Raw genomic sequence first — 19,804 nt, 5'->3', positions numbered from 1 at the left:
TCTTGCGCCTGATACTCTCGCGTTAAATTAAATCAGTTAGGCGCTAAACCTGATTAGCAGAGCGCCTTATTAACCTTAAAATTTATCAGTCTTAAGACTTATCAGCCTTTGGCTTACGGCTTGCAGCACGCTTTTTCTTAGCGCGAGCTTTAGCAGCGCCGGTTTTGTTCGATGATTTTTTCTTCTTAGCTGGGCCTTCGCTGCTTCCATCAGGTCGCTTAGTTGGCTCAACCATAGGCTTCGCTGATACGCCCGGCTTATTACTCTTCACTGCTGAGCGCTTCTTGCTTTTCGCCTTTTTCATCGCTTCTGCTGCACGCTTCTTGGCTGTTTTACCTTTACCTCGCGGCTGACGATCGGTGTCTTCTAAGTCAAAGTCGATTTGGCGAGTCTCTAAGTTAACCGCAGAAACCTTCACTTTAACCGAATCACCCAAGCGGTAAATATTACCAGAGCTTTCACCCACTAGACGCTGGCCAACAGCATCAAATTGGTAGTAATCATTTGCTAGCGCTGAGATATGTACCAAGCCATCAATGTGCAGCTCAGTTAGACGCACAAAGAAGCCAAAACCAGTCACGTTGGCAATCACGCCATCCATCACTTCGCCAACATGGTCTTGCATGTATTCACACTTCAACCAGTCGTTTACTTCACGCGTTGCGTCATCAGCCCGACGCTCAGTCATTGAACACTGCTCGCCGTAGAAGTCCATATCATCGAAAGTGTAGTGGTAACCACCGGTTGGCGTCCAACGTTCGCTGTTACGACCACCTTCTTTCGCAATAAGGTACTTAATCGCACGGTGCAATAGCAAGTCAGGGTAACGACGAATCGGCGAGGTAAAGTGAGCATAGCGTTTAAGGGCTAAGCCAAAGTGACCCGCGTTATCCGCGTTGTAGACTGCTTGCTTCATTGAACGAAGTAGCATGGTTTGGATTAACTCACGGTCTTCACGCTCGTTAATCTGTTGCATCAATTGTGCATAGTCGACTGGTGATGGCGACAGACCACCTTCCAGTGTTAAACCTAATTCACTTAAGAAGCTCTTGAAGCCCATTAAGCGCTCTTCGCCCGGAGTTTCGTGAACACGGTACAGAGCAGGCTCTTTCGCTTTTTCTACGTAAGATGCCGATGCGATATTCGCAAGAATCATACACTCTTCGATGATCTTGTGTGCGTCGTTACGAATTACCGGCTCAATACGGTCGATCTTACGATCCGCATTGAAGATAAATTTGGTTTCTACCGTTTCAAACTCAATCGCGCCACGCTCATCACGTGTTTTCTTAAGCACTTTGTACATCTTGTGCAGTTCTTCAAGATGCGGTACTTCTGGCTCGTAACGCTCACGAAGCTCTTCATTGCCATCTAAGATCGCGCCTACTTTGTTGTAAGTAAGACGAGCATGAGAGTTCATTACTGCTTCGTAGTGCTTGTAACCCGACAGTTTGCCTTTGTCTGAGATAGTCATCTCACACACCATACATAAACGGTCTACTTGAGGGTTCAATGAACACAAACCATTTGAAAGCACTTCAGGCAGCATTGGTACAACTTGTGACGGGAAGTATACCGAGTTACCACGGTTAATCGCTTCTTTGTCTAGCGCCGTATCTGGGCGAACGTAGTAACTTACGTCAGCAATCGCTACCCATAGACGCCAGCCGCCGCCTTTCTTCGCTTCACAGTAAACCGCATCATCGAAGTCTCGCGCATCTTCACCATCAATGGTAACCAATGGCAGTTTACGCAGGTCTACACGTCCTTCTTTTGCTTCTTCAGGAACATGCTCACCTAGGTTTTCGATTTGCTTATCTACCGCTTCAGGCCACTCTTGTGGGATCTGGTGAGTACGGATCGCAATCTGCGTTTCCATACCCGGCGCCATGTTTTCACCAAGAACTTCGGTTACTTTCCCCATCATGTTACGAGAACGACCACCGCGATCCGTAATTTCAATCACAACCACATTACCCATTCGAGCACCGCCTTTATGCTCAGTAGGGATCTGGATGTCGTGACTAATACGCGAATCATCAGCAACAACGTAAGAATGGCCGTACTCTAGGAAGAAGCGACCAACAAGTGGCGTTTTACGCTCTTCAAGCACACGAACCAAGCGACCTTCACGACGGCCACGCTTACTGTTGTCAGTAGGCTGAACCAATACGTAATCACCGTGCATGATGGTTTTCATCTGATGATGCGGCAGAACGATATCGTTGTCTTTACCCACACTGCCGTCTGGGCGAACCCAACCATGACCGTCTTTATGACCAATCACATAGCCTTTGATCAGTTCCATCTTCTCAGGCAATGCGTAGCACTGACGACGAGTAAAGATAAGCTGTCCATCACGCTCCATTGCACGCAAACGACGACGCAGCCCTTCATATTGTTCCTCTCCAGCAAGACCCAAAGCTTCGAATAGATCGTTGCGGTTCATCGGAATATTCGCGTCTGTTAGAAACGAAATAATGAACTCTCGGCTTGGTACTGGGTTATCGTAATTTTTCGACTCTCGGTCGGCAAAAGGATCAACAGTGGTTGTCGCTGTCGTGTTTTCTGACGTTGGTGTGTTTTTTGACATAGGCGGGCCTGCTTAAGCAAGGAAGGTATATACCCCTAGTATATCTGATGCTAGGGGTAAGCTACAGATATGCTTTAGAAAACACTCAAATAACCTCAGATTAATACATATCTTCACTTTGTGAAACATCGCTTCATAGACGTGGACTATCATCAAAATTTCAAGCAAACGATAAAACAAACGTTTGCGTCATGAATGAAATACACTATTATCCACGCACTTTACCAACTCCTGTTCTGAGTATGATATGAAACTAAAACGCACTTTATTGGCTTCAGCTATGGCGAGCCTAGCGCTGTTCCCATTCGCAAGTTCGGCAATGGAAAAAGCGGACCTGATGATTACCGATGCGATGGTTCTCACCATGAACCAAGACAAAAGGGTTTATGAAAGCGGTACTGTTGTGGTCAAAGACAACAAAATCATTGCGGTTGGAGATGCTTCACTAGAGAAGCAGTACCAAGCCAAGCAAGTGTTAGACGTTGATGGCGATATCGTGATGCCAGGTCTCATCAATACTCATACTCACGTATCAATGACTGTTTTCCGTTCACTGGCCGATGATGTGCCAGATCGCCTGCACCGCTACATCTTCCCGCTAGAGAAGAAGCTAGTATCGCGAGACATGGTACGCATTGGTGCGAACCTAGGTAACGTTGAAATGGTGAAAGGCGGTGTTACGACTTACGCCGACATGTACTACTTCGAAGATGAAGTCGCAAAAACCGTCGATAAGATCGGTATGCGTGCCATCCTAGGTGAAACCGTGATTAAGTTCCCTGTAGCCGATGCGGCGAACGCCGAAGAAGGCATTGAGTACGCGTTGAACTTCATTGAAGAATACAAAGATCACCCGCGAATCACACCTGCGTTTGCACCGCATGCGCCTTACACCAACACCACAGAGATCCTTCAAAAAATATCGAAGCTCTCCCTAGAGTTAGATGTTCCAGTAATGATTCACCTTGCAGAATCACACCGTGAAGAAGAGAAAATCGCAGAGCGTTCTGATGGGTTATCCCCGGTTCAATACATGGACAGCATTGGCGCACTCAACAAGAACTTGGTGGGTGCACACATGATCCTCGTTGACGATCATGATATCGAACTGGTGAAGAAATCGGATATGGGTGTAGCTCATAACATGAGTGCTAACATCAAGTCAGCAAAAGGTGTATCACCTGCCCTTAAGATGTATGACGAGAACGTGCGTATCGGTTTAGGTACTGATGGCCCAATGTCTGGTAACACACTGAGCACCATTGATGAATTCAACCAAGTCGCTAAGGTTCACAAGCTAGTTAACAAAGATCGTGCAGCAATGCCGCCGATCAAAGTGATCGACATGGCAACAATGGGCGCAGCAAAAGCGCTACACATGGAAGATAAGATCGGCTCTCTTGAAGCAGGCAAACTGGCTGACATCATAGTGATCGATACTAAGGCGCCAAATATGGTTCCGGTCTACAACCCATACTCAGCACTGGTGTACTCAGCTAACTCAGGCAATGTTCGTCACTCCATCGTTGATGGCAAGATCATCATGCAAGATCGCGACATGCTAACGGTAGACGAAGATAAGATCCGCCAAGAAGCACTCGATTTCACCAAGGTTGTTCGTGAAACAGTAATTGAGTCTGGTGAGGTGGTTCAATAACGCTACCGAATTAGATAAACGGTTTTCCGTTCAGATCAAAAAAGGCCTCGCTGATGAATCTCAGCGAGGCCTTTTTAATACGAGTTTTTTAGATGATTAACGAGTGCAGTCATTAATCATCATTGCTCATTCAATAATCTGTCTTACCAGAACACGTCTCGACGCTTTGCTCGAGCAATAATATTGTCTGGCATTCTCTGTTCCAGACCGCTACGAAGCACAGTGATACGTCTGTGTTGTCTTTGGTCTGCGGTTACCGAGTTATACAACCAACGGTAAGCATCTTCATAATCCAATGGACTACCGTAGTCACGTAACAAGAGTTCCGCTAAGTGAATGCTCGCACTTAAGTTACCCATAGAGGCCGCTTCACGTAGATACGGAATCGCACGCTCTTGATCTTGTTGTACCAAAGTACCGCGAGAGTAATAACGACCTAACTGCTCTAATGCAGCGGGTAAACCTTGATGTGCCGCGTTTTCCATATAGTAAAGGCCAAGCTCTACATCTTGTGGAACACACACACCCCAAGCCAACATATCACCGTATAAAAACTCATAAGAAGGCAAGCTAATACGCGTCGCACGAGCAACGATATCTTCAACTAACTGGCACTTATCAGCTTTCACTCGCTCTAGATGTTGATTATTTTCGATTAAATTAATCAGTTCAGCTTCTGTATATATTGGAACGGGCTCTCCCACATCAGCCAAATTTGCATGACTCAAGGGTGAGCTCAGCGCCATTATTAATGAAGCTGCCACAATTCGTAGCTTCATACCTGCACTCTATTACCTGTCGCTAAAGTTATCTATTAAGGGATGCAGAGGATTTCTACACGCACAAAACAGGGTGAACTTCACTTTCCATGATATCTGTATCGGCAATAACCCCGGCGGCTTTAGACAAAACTTGCCGCTAATGGGCAATATTTTGCCAGATGGGGTTCAAAAGATCATCACCCAAAGCTTAGACTCTAAATTGCAGGTATTAAAAAGCCGACTTAATAAAGTCGGCTTTTAGAAAACTATTTTGTTATCAAAGCACTTTAGTTACCAAAGCACGGTTTGTGCTGTGGTAATCACTCAACAGGCATTATGCGCCGTATGGGTGAACCTTGATGATAGTTTCGTTACGATCTGGGCCAGTTGATACGATATCAATTGGAACGCCAGTTAGGTCTTCGATACGCTTGATGTAATCTAGAGCAGCTTGTGGAAGCGCGTCGATAGATTTAGCACCAAATGTGTTTTCAGACCAACCAGGCATTGTTTCGTAGATTGGCGTCGCTTCTTCGAATGACTCAGCAGCCATTGGAGAAACTTCTAGGATAGAACCATCTTTCATCTTGTAACCAGTACAGATTTTTAGTTCTTCTAGGCCATCTAGAACGTCTAGTTTAGTTAGACACATACCAGATAGAGAGTTGATTTGGATTGCACGACGCATAGCAACAGCATCGAACCAGCCAGTACGACGTAGACGACCAGTTGTTGCGCCAAACTCGTGACCAACATCGCCTAGGTGTTTACCAACTGGGTCTTGCTTCTCAAGGCCATCGTATAGCTCAGTTGGGAATGGACCTGAACCAACACGAGTACAGTAAGCCTTAGTAATACCAAGGATGTAACCGATGTGACGAGGACCGAAACCAGAACCTGCAGCAACACCACCAGCAGTCGTGTTAGAAGACGTTACGTATGGGTAAGTACCGTGGTCAATATCTAGTAGCGTACCTTGAGCACCTTCGAACATGATCTTGTCGCCGCGCTTACGTGCTGCGTCTAGTTCGTCAGTTACGTCGATAACCATCGCAGTTAACATATCTGCGTAGCTCATCGCTTGCTCAAGAACTTCTTCGTAGCTTACTGTTTCAGCTTTGTAGAAGTGCTCTAGTTGGAAGTTGTGGAATTCCATAACTTCTTTTAGCTTCTCAGCAAATGCTTCTTTATCGAAAAGGTCGCCAACGCGTAGACCGCGACGAGCAACTTTATCTTCGTAAGCAGGACCGATACCACGACCCGTTGTACCGATAGCTTTAGCGCCACGAGCGATTTCACGCGCGTTGTCGATTGCAATGTGGTACGGAAGAATTAGAGGACAAGCTTCAGAGATGAAAAGACGTTCACGTACTGGAATACCGCGATCTTCAAGAGGCTTCATTTCTTTAAGAAGTGCGTCAGGCGATAATACTACACCGTTACCAATAACACATTTAACGTTATTACGTAGGATGCCTGATGGAATTAAGTGAAGAACGGTTTTTTCACCGTCAATTACAAGTGTGTGACCTGCATTGTGACCGCCTTGGTAGCGAACCACGTATTTTGCATCTTCAGTTAAAAGGTCAACGATTTTACCTTTACCTTCATCACCCCATTGGGTGCCTAGAACGACTACGTTATTTCCCATCTTTCCAATTTCTGTTGCTAATTAAAAATGGATTCTAGCACTGAATCACACTTCTTGCAGTCACTTTTTGTTCATAAACGTTAACGCTGTACAAAAATAAACCAGCCATAACTGGGGGCAGATGTGTAAAGATACTGATATCATTACTTTTTTACAGACAAAAGGCAGAACCATGTCTCAATCAATTTGGCTCGCTATTGGGCTCGTACTTATTGTGGAAGGGCTCGGTCCCTTAATTGCACCCAATGGCTGGAGAAACATGGTCGCACAACTGAGCGAGCAGCCAGACACGCAACTGCGCCGCATTGGAGGCTGTCTTGTGGTGGCTGGAGCGGTTATCGCTTTCATGACCTACCGTTAGGTTTTCCAAAGCACAGAGCTGTTACTCAATCTCCCTCGAAGATTCAATGGTCAGTATTCAACGCATAGAAAACAAAAAGGCTCCCACAATGGGAGCCTTTTAAGTTTTAACGTATTTTGCTTATTGAGCTAAGCATTCGCTAACGCATCAGCTTATTTTGCTGGAGCGCCGCTTGCTTGATTCATGTATTGGAAGAAGTCAGTCTTCGGATCCAGTACTAGAATGTCGCTCTTATCGCTAAATGATGTCTCATAAGCTTGCAATGAACGCATGAAGCCGTAGAACTCAGGATCTTTGCTGAACGCATCAGAGTAGATCTTCGCTGCTTCTGCATCTGCATCACCACGAGTGATTCGAGCTGTACGGTCAGCTTCAGCAAGAACTGTTGCCACTTCTAGCTCAGCTTGAGCACGGATAACTTCCGCTTTCTCACGACCTTGAGAACGGTGTCTACGAGCAACCGATTCACGTTCTGCACGCATACGGCGGTAGATAGATTCACTGATTTCGTCAGGAAGGTTAATCTTCTTCATACGGAAATCAACAACTTCAACACCTAAATCAGCCATCGCACTTTCTGCCGTTCCAGACAAAACGTTTTCCATGATCTTATCGCGTTCGCCATCAACTTCTAGTGCTTCTGCAGCCGCTACCGTTGTGACGACTTCGCTATCAGCAGAGTCTGGCAGGATGTCCTTATTACGAGGGCCTGACACAATCTGCTTAATTTCACGAGAACCAATTTCAGAACGAAGAACATCTGTCACTTTACGCTCAAGAAGTGCTTCTGCCGTCATGATATTACCGCCACCGGTACTCAGATAGAAACGTCCAAAATCAGCAATACGCCATTTTGCGTAAGTATCAATTAGAACGTCTTTTTTCTCTGATGTTACGAAACGGTCAGAACGGCCATCCATCGTTTGAATACGAGCATCAAGTACTTTTACGCGATCAAACATAGGCAGTTTAAAGTGCAGGCCTGGTTCATAGATTCGTGATACGCCGTTGTCATCGAGAACTCGACCAAAACGAATTACCATGCCACGCTCGCCTTCTTGAATCACAAATAGTGACATCAATAGAAGGGCAATCGTCACAACTAATACAGGGATCATTAATTTACGCATTATTAGTATCTCCCTTGGCGTGAACTGTCTGAACGAGTTTGAGTGCTAGGCTTAGGATCCGCTTGAGTTTCTAACTCAATTTGGTCGTAAGTCGATGATGCTTTTGCAGGGCGAGTGCCCGACTGAGAACCACCTTGTGCGCCTAGCTTATCAATTGGTAGGTATAGCAAGTTACCGCTTGATTCAGAATCAATCAGGACTTTCGATGTGCTTGAGTACACTTTTTCCATTGTATCTAGATACATACGGTTACGTGTTACTTCAGGAGCAGCTTTGTATTCAGGTAGCAGTTTCTCGAACTGAGCTACTTGACCTAGAGCACCATTAACTGTGCGCTCTGAGTAACCTACCGCTTCTTTCTTCAAACGCTCAGCTCGACCTGTTGCTTTTGGAAGAATGTCATTTCGGTAAGCTTCAGCTTCACGCTCAAAACGCTCTTCATCCTCACGAGCCGCGATAGCATCATCAAATGCATCTTTTACTTGCTCAGGTGGACGTGCTGACTGGAAGTTCACGTCAACAATCAGAATACCCATGTCGTAGCTATCAATAATACGGTTCAACGTTTCTTGAGTGCTTTGACGAATCTGCTGACGACCACTTGTCAGGATACTATCCATTAGTGAATCACCAATTACCGCACGAAGGGCAGAATCGGTTGCTTGGCGTAAACTGTCGTCTGCATTCGTTACACGATACAAGTACTTGTATGGGTCAGAAACACGGTATTGAACACCCATTTCAACGGTCACAACGTTTTCATCTTTCGTCAGCATCGTGCCAGCAGCACGTAGAGAACGAATCGCTTGAACGTTTACTAGTTGCTCATCTTTGATTTCATCGATGAAGCGTGGGTGCCAGTTAAGACCAGGTTCTTCGATACGGTCGAACTGACCCAGTCGAAGGACTACTGCTCTTTCTGCTTCGCCAACGGTGTAGAAACCAGCGAAGAACCAGATAGCAATAGCAATAACGGCAATGACACCAAAGCCAATTGCACCGCCACCACCAATAGATGGCCCGTTACCGTTGCCACCCTTTTTACCAAACTTGCCACCTAACTTTTGACTTAGTTTACTAAACACTTCGTCTAGATCTGGCGGTCCTTGATCTCGGCCGCCGCGATTATTTTTATTACCCCAAGGGTCATTATCGCGGCCGTTATTATCGCCGTTGTTGTTATTTCCAGGCTCATTCCACGCCATTAGAAAGCTCCATCATTTGATATGACGTTATACTGTAGCAGTCTCTTTGGTAACGATAAAGTCACCTAAGAGCGCCCCTTCTCTTTTTTCAAGTTTAGACCAATCTATTTGTTGCATTCGGATATCTATCAACAAGTTACCATTTTCATCATACTCTTCCTGTTGAATACATTTCATCTCGAAGAATAAGCTGCGAATACGGCCCTGATGTTGATGTGGAATACACAACCGGAATTGAACCATCTGGCTAGCTAAACGCTCAGTTAAAGCTTCAAACAGCAGTTCAATACCTTCTCCTTCCATTGCAGAAACCCAAACAGCGCGAGGTGCGCCCTCTTCGTCTCTTTCAATTCGAGGTTTTTGGTCTTCCATGCAGTCAATTTTGTTCATGACTACAAGGGTTGGCACTTCATGAGCATCAATTTCTTCTAATACTTCATGAACCGCCTGAATATTCTCACGAAAACGGTCATCACTGGCATCAACAACATGTAACAAAATGTCAGCTTCCTGCGTCTCTTGTAATGTTGCCTTGAACGCAGCGACCAAGTCGTGTGGTAGATGACGGATAAAACCTACGGTATCTGCGAGAATTGCAGGCCCGACATCTGCCAAATCAATCTTACGTAGTGTTGGGTCTAGAGTTGCAAACAGTTGGTCTGCCGCATAAACACCAGCACTTGTGATGCGATTGAAAAGTGTTGATTTCCCTGCGTTGGTATAACCAACCAAAGAAATTGTTGGGATTTCAGCTCGATTACGAGCACGTCGTCCTTGTTCACGCTGTTTAGCAACTTTCGCTAAACGACGTAGTATTGCCTTTATACGGTCACGCAACAAACGTCGATCGGTTTCCAGCTGAGTTTCACCTGGACCACGAAGACCAATACCACCTTTCTGCCTTTCAAGGTGAGTCCAACCACGAATCAATCGAGTAGAGATATGACGAAGCTGAGCGAGCTCAACTTGTAGCTTACCTTCATGAGTTCGCGCACGTTGTGCAAAGATATCTAAGATCAAACCCGTGCGATCAATCACACGACATTTACACAATTGCTCGAGGTTTCGCTCTTGGGCAGGAGAGAGGGAGTGGTTAAAAATCACAATTTCAGCACCGGTTAGCTGAACAGCTTGTGCGATTTCTAGGGCTTTACCTTCTCCAACGTAGTATTTAGGGAGTGGGGATTGTCGGCTACCAGTAATCACTTGTAGCGTTTCTACCCCCGCTGAGGAGACCAGCATTTCACATTCGCTTAGATCTTCCCATTCTCCCTCTTGCGTGAAGTTGATATGAACAAGTACGGCTCGCTCGCCGGATTCATAACGGTCAAACAAGCAACCAACTCCTTATTACAGCGCAGGCTGTATCAATTGAACGATTAATCTTCAGTCTTCTCTGGACGATCAGATGGCGTGCGTTGCTCGCCGCTGTGGTGACTCACTGCGCGAGCAGGTACCACAGTAGAAATCGCATGCTTGTAGACCATTTGGTTTACAGTGTTCTTCAATAAGATCACGAATTGATCGAAAGACTCGATCTGACCTTGCAGCTTAATGCCGTTAACAAGATAGATAGAGACTGGAATGCGCTCACGACGGAGTGCATTTAGGAATGGGTCTTGTAGCGATTGCCCCTTAGCCATTTTATTTTCCTTATTTGTATTTTGTTGTAATTATTTAGCTAGTGGTGCACAAAAAGGTGCGGCCTTTGCATCTGAGCTAAATGAATAAAAAAACTCCGTTGTTATTGAAAGGCTGTGATTTTTTAAAAGCCTCAATAACGGATCCTTTCCAGAGTATATTCACGCAAAAGCGATCACATTATACACAGCAATACTAATCAGATGCTATTGCATCTGAAAGAGTTTCTAACGCTTGATCAATGTTTTCGCTATCTAACCAAGTTAAATCATCCCAACTGCGCAACCAGGTGATTTGTCGCTTGGCCAACTGACGGGTTGCACAGACACCACGGAAAACCGCTTCGTCTAAATCACAATTACCGTCTAAATAATCCCACATCTGCCTATAACCAACGCATCGGATCGATGGCAGTTCAGGGTGAAGATCTTCCCTGGCGTACAACGCCTTCATTTCCTCTTCAAATCCCGCTTCTATCATCTTCTCGAAACGCAGTTCAATGCGGCGATGGAGTTCAGTCCTTTCCTTGGGAGCTATTGCAAATTGTTTTACACGAAATGGCAGGCTATCGCCTTTCGTTTGAGTTAGCTCTGTTAATGTTTTACCCGAAATTCGGTAAACTTCCAATGCCCTTGAAAGCCTTTGTGGATCATTTGGGTGTATTCTTTCAGCGGATACGGGATCTATCTCTCTTAATTGATCGTGCAATGCCTGCCAACCTTGTTCGATAGATTCCGCTTCAATCTGCTTACGAATCTCTTGATCCGCTGCTGGTAATGGCGATAAACCTTCCAACAATGCTTTGTAGTACAGCATTGTGCCACCAACAAGTAACGGGATTTTGCCTTCCGCTACAATCTTATTCATTTCATTGATCGCATCACGACGAAAATCTGCCGCAGAATACGCTTCGCTTGGATCCAAAATATCAATCAAGCGATGAGGCGCGAGCGCAAGCTCTTCCGCATCCGGTTTAGCGGTACCAATATCCATGTCTTTGTAGATCAATGCCGAATCGACACTGATGATCTCTACAGGGTATTTCTGACGTAAGCGGATAGCTAAATCTGTTTTCCCTGATGCCGTTGGGCCCATTAAAAACAACGCTAAAGGTAATTTTTCAGTCATGATATTTTGTATTTGCTTCTCTGTTTTAGCGCTTTTTAGCAAAGGGCTTTGTGTCGCGACGTATACAGCTAAAAAGACAAATGTCGTCGCGAAAAAATTAAACCGTAAACGCGGCTATAGTCGCTGAAAAGTCGATAGGGTTAACAAACTCTGGATCATCTAATGGAAGTAGACCATGCCAAAGTTGTTCAAGTTCCCCAACTAGTTGAACCGCTTCAGATAAAGTGTAGTCGCTTTTTACTTGTGCCGTTTGAATCCCGATCCAGTTAACCAATGATGGCAACAGATCGCTGGAAACATTAGCCGAGTGATTATCAACAATCTGAGCGTTTAATGAAGCCGCGTAAGATAACAGATCTGGGATCAAAATTTGTAAGTTTTGCTGCCTTAAAGGAGAAGGCACGCCCATCACCATTACCGCCTCGCTGTTTCGCGCCTTAAGCTCAATCCCCAGTAACGCCAAAGTTTGGCTCAGCGCCTTAGCAACTTCGACAAGTTCACTGCCCAGCTTAATCGATAAGGGCACCAATAGTGGCTGGCTTTTTAACGCACCACCTCGAGTATCAAGCTGACCAACAACACGCAATAACTCAGCCTTAGCCAAAGAAACCAACACACTGCCGTTCTTATTGCCCATCACCAGATATTGACGTTCCACAATCGAGACCGCTTTACCCAAGTCCGTTACAGGTGCTCTTGGCTTCAAGTTAACGGGATTCTGTTGAGCAGGCTTAGCTTCTATATTTTCTATGTTATCTCTGGTTTCTACTGGCGCCACATGCGCTTGAGAAGATGAAGGCTGTACAACTTGATCATCAAAATCAGGCGTTTTCAGAAGCTCTTTGTAGGCTTTCACTTCTCGCTTAGAGGGCGCAGGTTCACCATGATGTTGGTATGGCTCTTTCTCTTTTTTAGGTTCAGGTCGAGACTCTATCCACTCTTGGCGAGGGGAACCGGTAAAACTGCTTTCACTAGCAGACGAGCTTCGGCCAGCAGATGAACTTGAGCTGGTTGATGGAGCATAGTGTCGCCCACCATCATTAACGCTGTGTTGAGGCTTATCAAAAGCGTGCTCTGATTCGGCTTTTCTTGGGTAGGCAGGCGTTTGCTCAATGGCGTGTCGCACCCTATCCGAAACTTGGGTTTGATCCGAACTGCTAGGCATTACGCTTTCTGGCTCAGCGAAACTCGCAACACCATCAACTTCAGAGCTCGTACTATCTTGCTGATGAAAAGCCGACTGATTGATTGGCGCAGCATCGATCTGCTTGCTCTGTGCTAAACCATCACTCAATGCTTGGTAAATAAAGTCATGCACAAGGCGCGCTTGATGAAAACGTACTTCGTGTTTTGCAGGGTGAACATTCACGTCGACTTGATGCGGGTCTAGCTCGATGAACAACACATACGTCGCGAATTGGTCAGGGCGCAGGCTGGTTTCATAGCTCTGACGAATCGCGTGATTAATCAGTTTGTCGCGCATCATACGGCCATTCACATAGCAGTATTGTAGGTCGCTTTGCTGTCTTGCCCCTTCAGGTGTGGTGATCCAGCCATGAAGCTTTAGACCTTGGTGCTCAAGCTCGATCTTAAGCATATGGCGCACAAAAGGATTGCCACATACCGCAGCGATGCGCTTTTCTGCTTGAACTTCTGTCTTGGCAGCGCGGTACTGACGAATCATTTTACCGTTATGGCGCAGATTGATCGTCACATCGAAACGGCTCAATGCGATGCGTTTAAGCAGTTCATCGATATGCGTGAATTCGGTTTTCTCGGTGCGTAAGAACTTGCGGCGTGCTGGCGTATTGAAGAACAGATCCAACACCTCAACCGAGGTGCCAATGGGATGCGCTGCTGGCTGCAGTTTGACCTGCATATCACGACCTTCACTATGTGCAGCCCAAGCTTGATCTTGAGTGGCAGGGCGTGAAGTCATGGTCAAGCGCGCAACCGAGCTAATACTCGCCAGCGCTTCACCACGGAAACCGAGGCTGACGATCGCCTCTAGGTCATCAAGAGTGTGGATTTTGGAGGTAGCATGACGACTCAGAGCCAAGGCAAGCTCATCTTTAACGATGCCCTTACCATTGTCACGAACGCGGATCATCTTGGCGCCACCTTTCTCGATATCAATATCGATACGTGTCGCACCTGAATCCAAACTGTTCTCAACCAACTCTTTTACAACAGAAGCGGGTCTTTCTACCACCTCACCCGCTGCGATTTGGTTAGCTAACCGAGCTGGCAGTATTTTTATCGTCATATTTATAGCTACCTTACTGCCATTGATGGAAACGCTGCTACGTTTGCACTAGTTCTTCTTTTTTATCATTGATATACCTGAAGCCGTTTAGTATTCCCAAGACTACTTGTGAGGAATAATCAACACTTGGCCGATAGCCAGGCTGTCAGATCGTAGCTTATTCGCTTGGCGAATGCTGTTGACGCTCACGCCATATTTCGACGCAATCTTGCCAAGGTAATCGCCTCTTGCAACTTTATGTTTGCGCAGAGGGATATCTTTCACTTCAACCGTAATACGTAACTTTTGACCCACTCTCACCGTCTCTGATTTCAAACGGTTCTCACGTTTAATATCAGCCACCGACACTTTATAGCGGCTGGCGATCTTACCTAGGTACTCTCCAGACTTAACCGTGTGAGTTATGGTTTTCGTTTTAACCGCACTGCTTGATGATGAACTTGAAGTGCTGCCTGGAATCTTAAGTACTTGGCCAATTGCTAGGCTGCTCGATTTCAGATTGTTGAACTTCATCAACGTTTGTGTCGACGTACTATACTTGCTCGCAATCACAGACAAAGACTCACCACGAGACACTTTATGTTGGCTCACGCTACCCGTTGATGACGTTGCATTAGACAAGATAATCCCTTCAGGCGGGTTAGCCTTCAAATACTTAACGACCGCTTTAGTCACAGCACGAGCCAGCTTGTCTTGGTGCGAACGTTGGAAAAGCAACTTCTCTTCGGTTGGGTTTGAAATAAAGCCCGTTTCTACCAGTACCGATGGGATCTGTGGTGAACGTAATACCGCTAAGCTGGTGTTAATCGGCTTGCTGTTGTGCAGTTTCGCAACCTTACCCATCTCAGACAGAATGGTTGTTGCAAGTTTATAGCCCTCTTTTTGAGAGTGGCTGAACTGCAAATCAAGCAGGGTTTGGTTTACGTTCTTATCATCAATATTGCCTGTAAAAGCCGCACCGCTGCCACCGAGTAATTCAGACTGTTTCTCTTTGTTCTCGATCCATCGAGAGATCTCGGTATTTGCGCGTCGAGTGTTCAACACAAACACCGAACCACCTCTTGGTTGAGGGGTCGTAAAAGCATCGGCGTGAATAGAAATAAACAGATGAGCTTCGTTTTCACGCGCAATCGCGACACGTCGATTTAGGTTCACAAAATAGTCAGCATTACGAGTCATACGAGTTTTGATCCCCGGAATCGCATTCAATTGAGCTGCTAACTTCTTAGAAATACTCAGAGTCGCATTCTTCTCATATTTACGAGATGGACCGATTGAGCCAGGATCTTCACCGCCGTGGCCAGGGTCAATCACGATCAAAATGTCTTTCTGACGTTTAACCTGATTAATATTCTTACTTACCGTTGGCTTACTCGGCGTCGATGTCGCTTTACTTGCCGCACCATGAGGTAAGTCGATCACCAAACGGTGTCCATACTGACCACCCGGAGTCGGGCTAAGTTTGAACAAATCAGCTTTAGACGACTTCTTTAACTCAAAAACCAAGCGATAAGTGTTTTTGTCTGGCGGTGAGCTCTTACGAATTTTAGATAGAACAGGACTATCTTTCACCACGACCGGTAACTTAGTCGCAAGACTGGTATTTTTTAAATCAACCACTAAACGACTCGGGCTACTCAGGGTGAAATAGCTAAAGTCCGCTTCTGATTTTAAGTCGATAACCACACGAGTTTCCTCTGGAGAAGGCCAAACCCTTAAACTTTTCAGTGAGTTTGCAGAAACAAGTGAAGAAAACAGTATAGAAAAAACAGCAGCCATCATGGCCACTGTTGAAATAAGGCGTCTAGAAATCAACATAACTCCAACTGACTAAGTAAGCGCTGTCCGTATTCACTATTAGCGGTTAAAGAAACAATACGGTGATCGTCTTGGTAACGAATATCAATATCCAAATCGGCTTCTGGTAGCATCCCATAACCTTTCTCAGGCCATTCAACCAAACAGATAGCATCCGGAGTAAAGTAGTCACGAATTCCCATGAACTCTAACTCTTCAGGATCGGCTAGGCGATAAAGGTCAAAGTGGTACACCTGCCAATCGGCAAGTTGATAAGGTTCAACTAGAGTATACGTTGGGCTCTTTACATTCCCTTGATGGCCAAGTGCTTTTACAAAGCCACGACTGAAGGTCGTTTTACCTGCGCCAAGATCACCATGCAGATAAATAGTCGTCTGCTGTGAGCAAAGATTAGAAAGCTCCGTTCCTAATTGAATCGTTGCTTGTTCATCTTTCAAAGTAAATTGTTTCGTGCTCATGAATACGTTCTCTAAAAATCGATCGTTGACTATATAAAAATCAAAAGAACAAGAATAGTAAACCGTGATGCTTTTGGGAGACAAGCACTCAAGTGTAAGTTCTATGAAAAATACTGCTCAAAACGCGTCTGTTCTGGTCAACACCACTAAGATCCGTTAAGATCCGCCCCCATTTTTGCCGAACCTAATTTTAATTAGCCTTATCTCTAATTGTAAAACAGAGAAAATAAGAATTAAGCCATGAATCTAGACCATCTTGCTGAAAAAATTAAAATCTGGGGAAAAGAACTAGGCTTTCAAAAAGTTGGCATCTGCGATGTTGATTTAAGTGAACACGAAGCCCCTCTTCAAGCATGGCTAGATGCAGGCAACCACGGCGAAATGGATTGGATGGCTCGACATGGGATGATGCGTGCACGTCCTGATGAACTTCACCCAGGTGCAATTCGAGTGATCAGCGCTCGAATGAACTACCTACCACCAGAAGCTCAGTTCGCCTCTAACCTAAGCGATACCACTCAAGGCTACATCAGCCGTTATTCTTTAGGCCGCGACTATCACAAATTGTTCCGTAACCAGTTGAAAAAGCTGGGACAAAGAATTGAAAAAGAGGTCGAGGGTTTAGACTCACGCCCTTTCGTCGATTCAGCGCCTATTTTGGAAAGACCGCTCGCTCAGAAAGCAGGGTTGGGTTGGACAGGTAAACACTCATTAATTCTTGATAAAGACGCTGGCTCTTGGTTCTTTCTAGGGGAGCTGTTGGTTAACATCCCTCTTCCAACGGATGAACCCAGTGTCGATGAGTGCGGCAAATGCACCGCATGCATCACTTCTTGCCCAACGGGTGCCATTATTGCTGATGGCGTAGTGGATGCTCGAAAATGTATCTCATACTTAACCATTGAATACGATGGTGTGATCCCTGAAGAATATAGAGATGCCATTGGTAACCGTATTTATGGTTGTGATGACTGTCAGTTAGTTTGCCCGTGGAATCGTCATGCCGAACTTACAGAACAAACAGACTTTCACCGCAGAGAAGATTTCCAAGAAGCCGATCTGGTTTCACTTTCAAGTTGGGACGAAGCAACCTTCCTAAAGAAAATGGAAGGCTCAGCAATAAGACGTATCGGCCACACCCAGTGGTTACGCAATATCTTTGTTGCGATGGGCAATGCACCATTCCAACAACGCATTGTTGAAACGCTGGAATCTCATCAAGGAAAAAACGATATGTTGGATGTGCATATTGAGTGGGCTTTGAATAAACAACTACAGCAGTTACCCAACGCTAGCAGTGTGCAAGAAGATAGCTCTACGCAGAAAAATAGCTGTGTACAAAAAAATAACAGCAAAATCCTCACCAAAAAGCACAGACTGATACGTATAGTAGAGAAAGGACTACCAAGAGACGCTTAACGCTTTATATACCAATGTATGGCAAGCGAGCCCCCACTAACAGTCCAACATTTAAGACAACTCGTTGCACATAATTTTAGAACAATGTTTGACCTTGTTCTCAATTCTAACAATGTGGAAAAAATTCAGAACTCTCGTAAACTTCCGACACCCGCGCAAAGTTAAACACAGTACCGATAAATGATTAAGATCAAAAAACAACAAGTTAACGATCTTTTATTAAATCCAAGATAGGCATCCAACTTGATAAAAAACAACAAGTTACGATCGCTGCAATTCATCTAATATATTGAAAACAAGAAAGATCTTTTAGGGATAGGTAAAGAATTAAGCCTGAAACAACTTTATCAACCAAGTTATCCACACCTAACATTTTGTGGATAAGTCTGTTTATAGATGTGAAAAACCTCAAGTATCTGCTTCAGAGACCTGATGTTTACTAGCATTCCAGTTGCTAAGAAAAATTTAAGACAAAAAAATATCCACCATGATGGAGGATTATTTGCTTTTTGGGGGGATTATGCTTCGCAGCATTAAAGAAAGAGCGTGACCCTTAAGGTCGTCTTTAAACTCTGTGATCTAAAGAAAAACACGGTGGTTTAAAGAGTCTTAATAGCTTTTTAGAAGAAAGCTGGAGCGATACATCGGGTTCGAACCGATGACCTCAACCTTGGCAAGGTTGCGCTCTACCAACTGAGCTAGTATCGCATTAGTTAATCGCTGCTCTTACTGCCTTGGACAACAGATAGCGCTTAACTGTAATGTGGTTGCGGGAGCCGGATTTGAACCGACGACCTTCGGGTTATGAGCCCGACGAGCTACCAAACTGCTCCATCCCGCGTCCGGATGCATTGTTTAAGACAATGAGACTAAACCATTTTCATCTTCAGCATAAAGCGTGAGATAGAATTTGGAGCGATACATCGGGTTCGAACCGATGACCTCAACCTTGGCAAGGTTGCGCTCTACCAACTGAGCTAGTATCGCATTAGTTATTCGCTGCTCTTACCGCCTTGGGCAACAGATAGCGCCTAACTGTAATGTGGTTGCGGGAGCCGGATTTGAACCGACGACCTTCGGGTTATGAGCCCGACGAGCTACCAAACTGCTCCATCCCGCGTCCGGATGCATTGTTTAAGACAATGAGACTAAACCATTTTCATCTTCAGCAAAAAGCGTGAGATAGAATTTGGAGCGATACATCGGGTTCGAACCGATGACCTCAACCTTGGCAAGGTTGCGCTCTACCAACTGAGCTAGTATCGCATTAGTTATTCGCTGCTCTTACTGCCTTGGACAACAGATAGCGCTTAACTGTAATGTGGTTGCGGGAGCCGGATTTGAACCGACGACCTTCGGGTTATGAGCCCGACGAGCTACCAAACTGCTCCATCCCGCGTCCGGATGCATTGTTTAAGACAATGAGACTAAACCATTTTCATTCCGAGCAAAGCTCTAAGAATAGAATTTGGAGCGATACATCGGGTTCGAACCGATGACCTCAACCTTGGCAAGGTTGCGCTCTACCAACTGAGCTAGTATCGCATTAGTTAATCGCTGCTCTTACTGCCTTGGGCAACAGATAGCGCTTAACTGTAATGTGGTTGCGGGAGCCGGATTTGAACCGACGACCTTCGGGTTATGAGCCCGACGAGCTACCAAACTGCTCCATCCCGCGTCCGGATGTTTCTCTTTTCGCATCATTACCGTTTAAGA

General features: G+C 45.4%; 14 protein-coding genes and 8 tRNA genes. 3 read left to right on the top strand and 19 right to left on the bottom strand.

The genetic code is table 11. The features are described from left to right. Positions 1–91: 91 nt before the first annotated feature. A complete protein-coding gene (rnr, locus tag AC3CH3_RS01375) occupies positions 92–2,593 on the bottom strand; it encodes a ribonuclease R (protein WP_050634935.1) in 2,502 nt (833 codons plus the stop codon). Between the two features lie 247 nt (positions 2,594–2,840). Between rnr and AC3CH3_RS01370 the strand changes: the two genes are divergently transcribed. Beyond that, positions 2,841–4,250 (top strand): amidohydrolase, encoded by a 1,410-nt coding sequence (locus tag AC3CH3_RS01370; RefSeq protein ID WP_488537574.1) that lies wholly within the window; start codon positions 2,841–2,843, stop codon positions 4,248–4,250. A 143-nt stretch (positions 4,251–4,393) separates the two neighbouring features. On the opposite strand, the gene motX is transcribed toward AC3CH3_RS01370, so the two are convergent. After that, on the bottom strand, positions 4,394–5,029 hold the full coding sequence (gene motX, locus AC3CH3_RS01365; protein ID WP_017063177.1) for a flagellar protein MotX: 636 nt from the start codon (positions 5,027–5,029) through the stop codon (positions 4,394–4,396). 316 nt (positions 5,030–5,345) lie between these two features. Next, the gene (locus AC3CH3_RS01360) at positions 5,346–6,662 is read right to left on the bottom strand and encodes an adenylosuccinate synthase (protein ID WP_010434108.1); all 1,317 of its coding nucleotides are present in this window, start codon (positions 6,660–6,662) and stop codon (positions 5,346–5,348) included. 172 nt (positions 6,663–6,834) lie between these two features. Here AC3CH3_RS01360 and AC3CH3_RS01355 point away from each other — a divergent pair, with 172 nt between their 5' ends. Then, the gene (locus AC3CH3_RS01355) at positions 6,835–7,023 is read left to right on the top strand and encodes a DUF2065 domain-containing protein (RefSeq protein ID WP_010434105.1); all 189 of its coding nucleotides are present in this window, start codon (positions 6,835–6,837) and stop codon (positions 7,021–7,023) included. Positions 7,024–7,175: 152 nt separating this feature from the next. Here AC3CH3_RS01355 and hflC read toward each other — a convergent pair whose 3' ends face one another. From hflC to tsaE, 8 genes are all read right to left on the bottom strand, one after another. Continuing rightward, positions 7,176–8,153, bottom strand: coding sequence for a protease modulator HflC (gene hflC / locus AC3CH3_RS01350; protein WP_010434102.1), 978 nt, complete (start codon positions 8,151–8,153; stop codon positions 7,176–7,178). Positions 8,154–8,155: 2 nt separating this feature from the next. After that, a complete protein-coding gene (gene hflK, locus AC3CH3_RS01345; RefSeq protein WP_488537573.1) occupies positions 8,156–9,358 on the bottom strand; it encodes an FtsH protease activity modulator HflK in 1,203 nt (400 codons plus the stop codon). A 27-nt stretch (positions 9,359–9,385) separates the two neighbouring features. Then, positions 9,386–10,693, bottom strand: coding sequence for a ribosome rescue GTPase HflX (gene hflX, locus AC3CH3_RS01340; RefSeq protein ID WP_017059928.1), 1,308 nt, complete (start codon positions 10,691–10,693; stop codon positions 9,386–9,388). A gap of 44 nt (positions 10,694–10,737) precedes the next feature. Continuing rightward, a complete protein-coding gene (gene hfq / locus AC3CH3_RS01335; protein WP_017059927.1) occupies positions 10,738–11,001 on the bottom strand; it encodes an RNA chaperone Hfq in 264 nt (87 codons plus the stop codon). Between the two features lie 193 nt (positions 11,002–11,194). Further along, complete coding sequence (gene miaA / locus AC3CH3_RS01330; protein WP_488537572.1) at positions 11,195–12,127, bottom strand: tRNA (adenosine(37)-N6)-dimethylallyltransferase MiaA; 933 nt, start codon at positions 12,125–12,127, stop codon at positions 11,195–11,197. A 97-nt stretch (positions 12,128–12,224) separates the two neighbouring features. Next, positions 12,225–14,393: a DNA mismatch repair endonuclease MutL gene (mutL, locus tag AC3CH3_RS01325; protein ID WP_488537571.1), complete on the bottom strand. Its 2,169-nt coding sequence runs from the start codon at positions 14,391–14,393 to the stop codon at positions 12,225–12,227. 102 nt (positions 14,394–14,495) lie between these two features. Further along, positions 14,496–16,211, bottom strand: coding sequence for an N-acetylmuramoyl-L-alanine amidase (locus AC3CH3_RS01320; RefSeq protein ID WP_488537570.1), 1,716 nt, complete (start codon positions 16,209–16,211; stop codon positions 14,496–14,498). Then, positions 16,205–16,669, bottom strand: a complete 465-nt coding sequence (tsaE, locus tag AC3CH3_RS01315) for a tRNA (adenosine(37)-N6)-threonylcarbamoyltransferase complex ATPase subunit type 1 TsaE (RefSeq protein ID WP_004735870.1) — start codon at positions 16,667–16,669, stop codon at positions 16,205–16,207. The genes AC3CH3_RS01320 and tsaE overlap by 7 nt, the downstream gene beginning before the upstream one ends. Positions 16,670–16,909: 240 nt before the next feature. On the opposite strand from tsaE, the gene queG reads away from it, so the two are divergent. Continuing rightward, a complete protein-coding gene (gene queG, locus AC3CH3_RS01310) occupies positions 16,910–18,088 on the top strand; it encodes a tRNA epoxyqueuosine(34) reductase QueG (protein ID WP_488537569.1) in 1,179 nt (392 codons plus the stop codon). Positions 18,089–18,720: 632 nt separating this feature from the next. Here queG and AC3CH3_RS01305 read toward each other — a convergent pair. The 8 genes from AC3CH3_RS01305 to AC3CH3_RS01270 form a co-directional block, all read right to left on the bottom strand. After that, positions 18,721–18,796, bottom strand: a tRNA-Gly gene (locus tag AC3CH3_RS01305). Between the two features lie 56 nt (positions 18,797–18,852). Continuing rightward, positions 18,853–18,929 (bottom strand) — tRNA-Met (locus AC3CH3_RS01300). Between the two features lie 70 nt (positions 18,930–18,999). Next, positions 19,000–19,075 (bottom strand) — tRNA-Gly (locus AC3CH3_RS01295). Positions 19,076–19,131: 56 nt separating this feature from the next. Beyond that, a tRNA-Met gene (locus tag AC3CH3_RS01290) sits at positions 19,132–19,208 on the bottom strand. A gap of 70 nt (positions 19,209–19,278) precedes the next feature. Continuing rightward, positions 19,279–19,354: transfer RNA gene (locus AC3CH3_RS01285), tRNA-Gly, on the bottom strand. 56 nt (positions 19,355–19,410) lie between these two features. Further along, a tRNA-Met gene (locus tag AC3CH3_RS01280) sits at positions 19,411–19,487 on the bottom strand. Between the two features lie 70 nt (positions 19,488–19,557). Beyond that, positions 19,558–19,633, bottom strand: a tRNA-Gly gene (locus AC3CH3_RS01275). Between the two features lie 56 nt (positions 19,634–19,689). Then, positions 19,690–19,766: transfer RNA gene (locus tag AC3CH3_RS01270), tRNA-Met, on the bottom strand. Positions 19,767–19,804 lie beyond the last annotated feature (38 nt).

The sequence above is a fragment of the Vibrio sp. QJM3NY_35 genome (assembly GCF_057785915.1).
The sequence above is the reverse complement of the archived record's forward strand: the minus strand, read 5'-3'. Positions and strand labels throughout refer to the sequence as shown.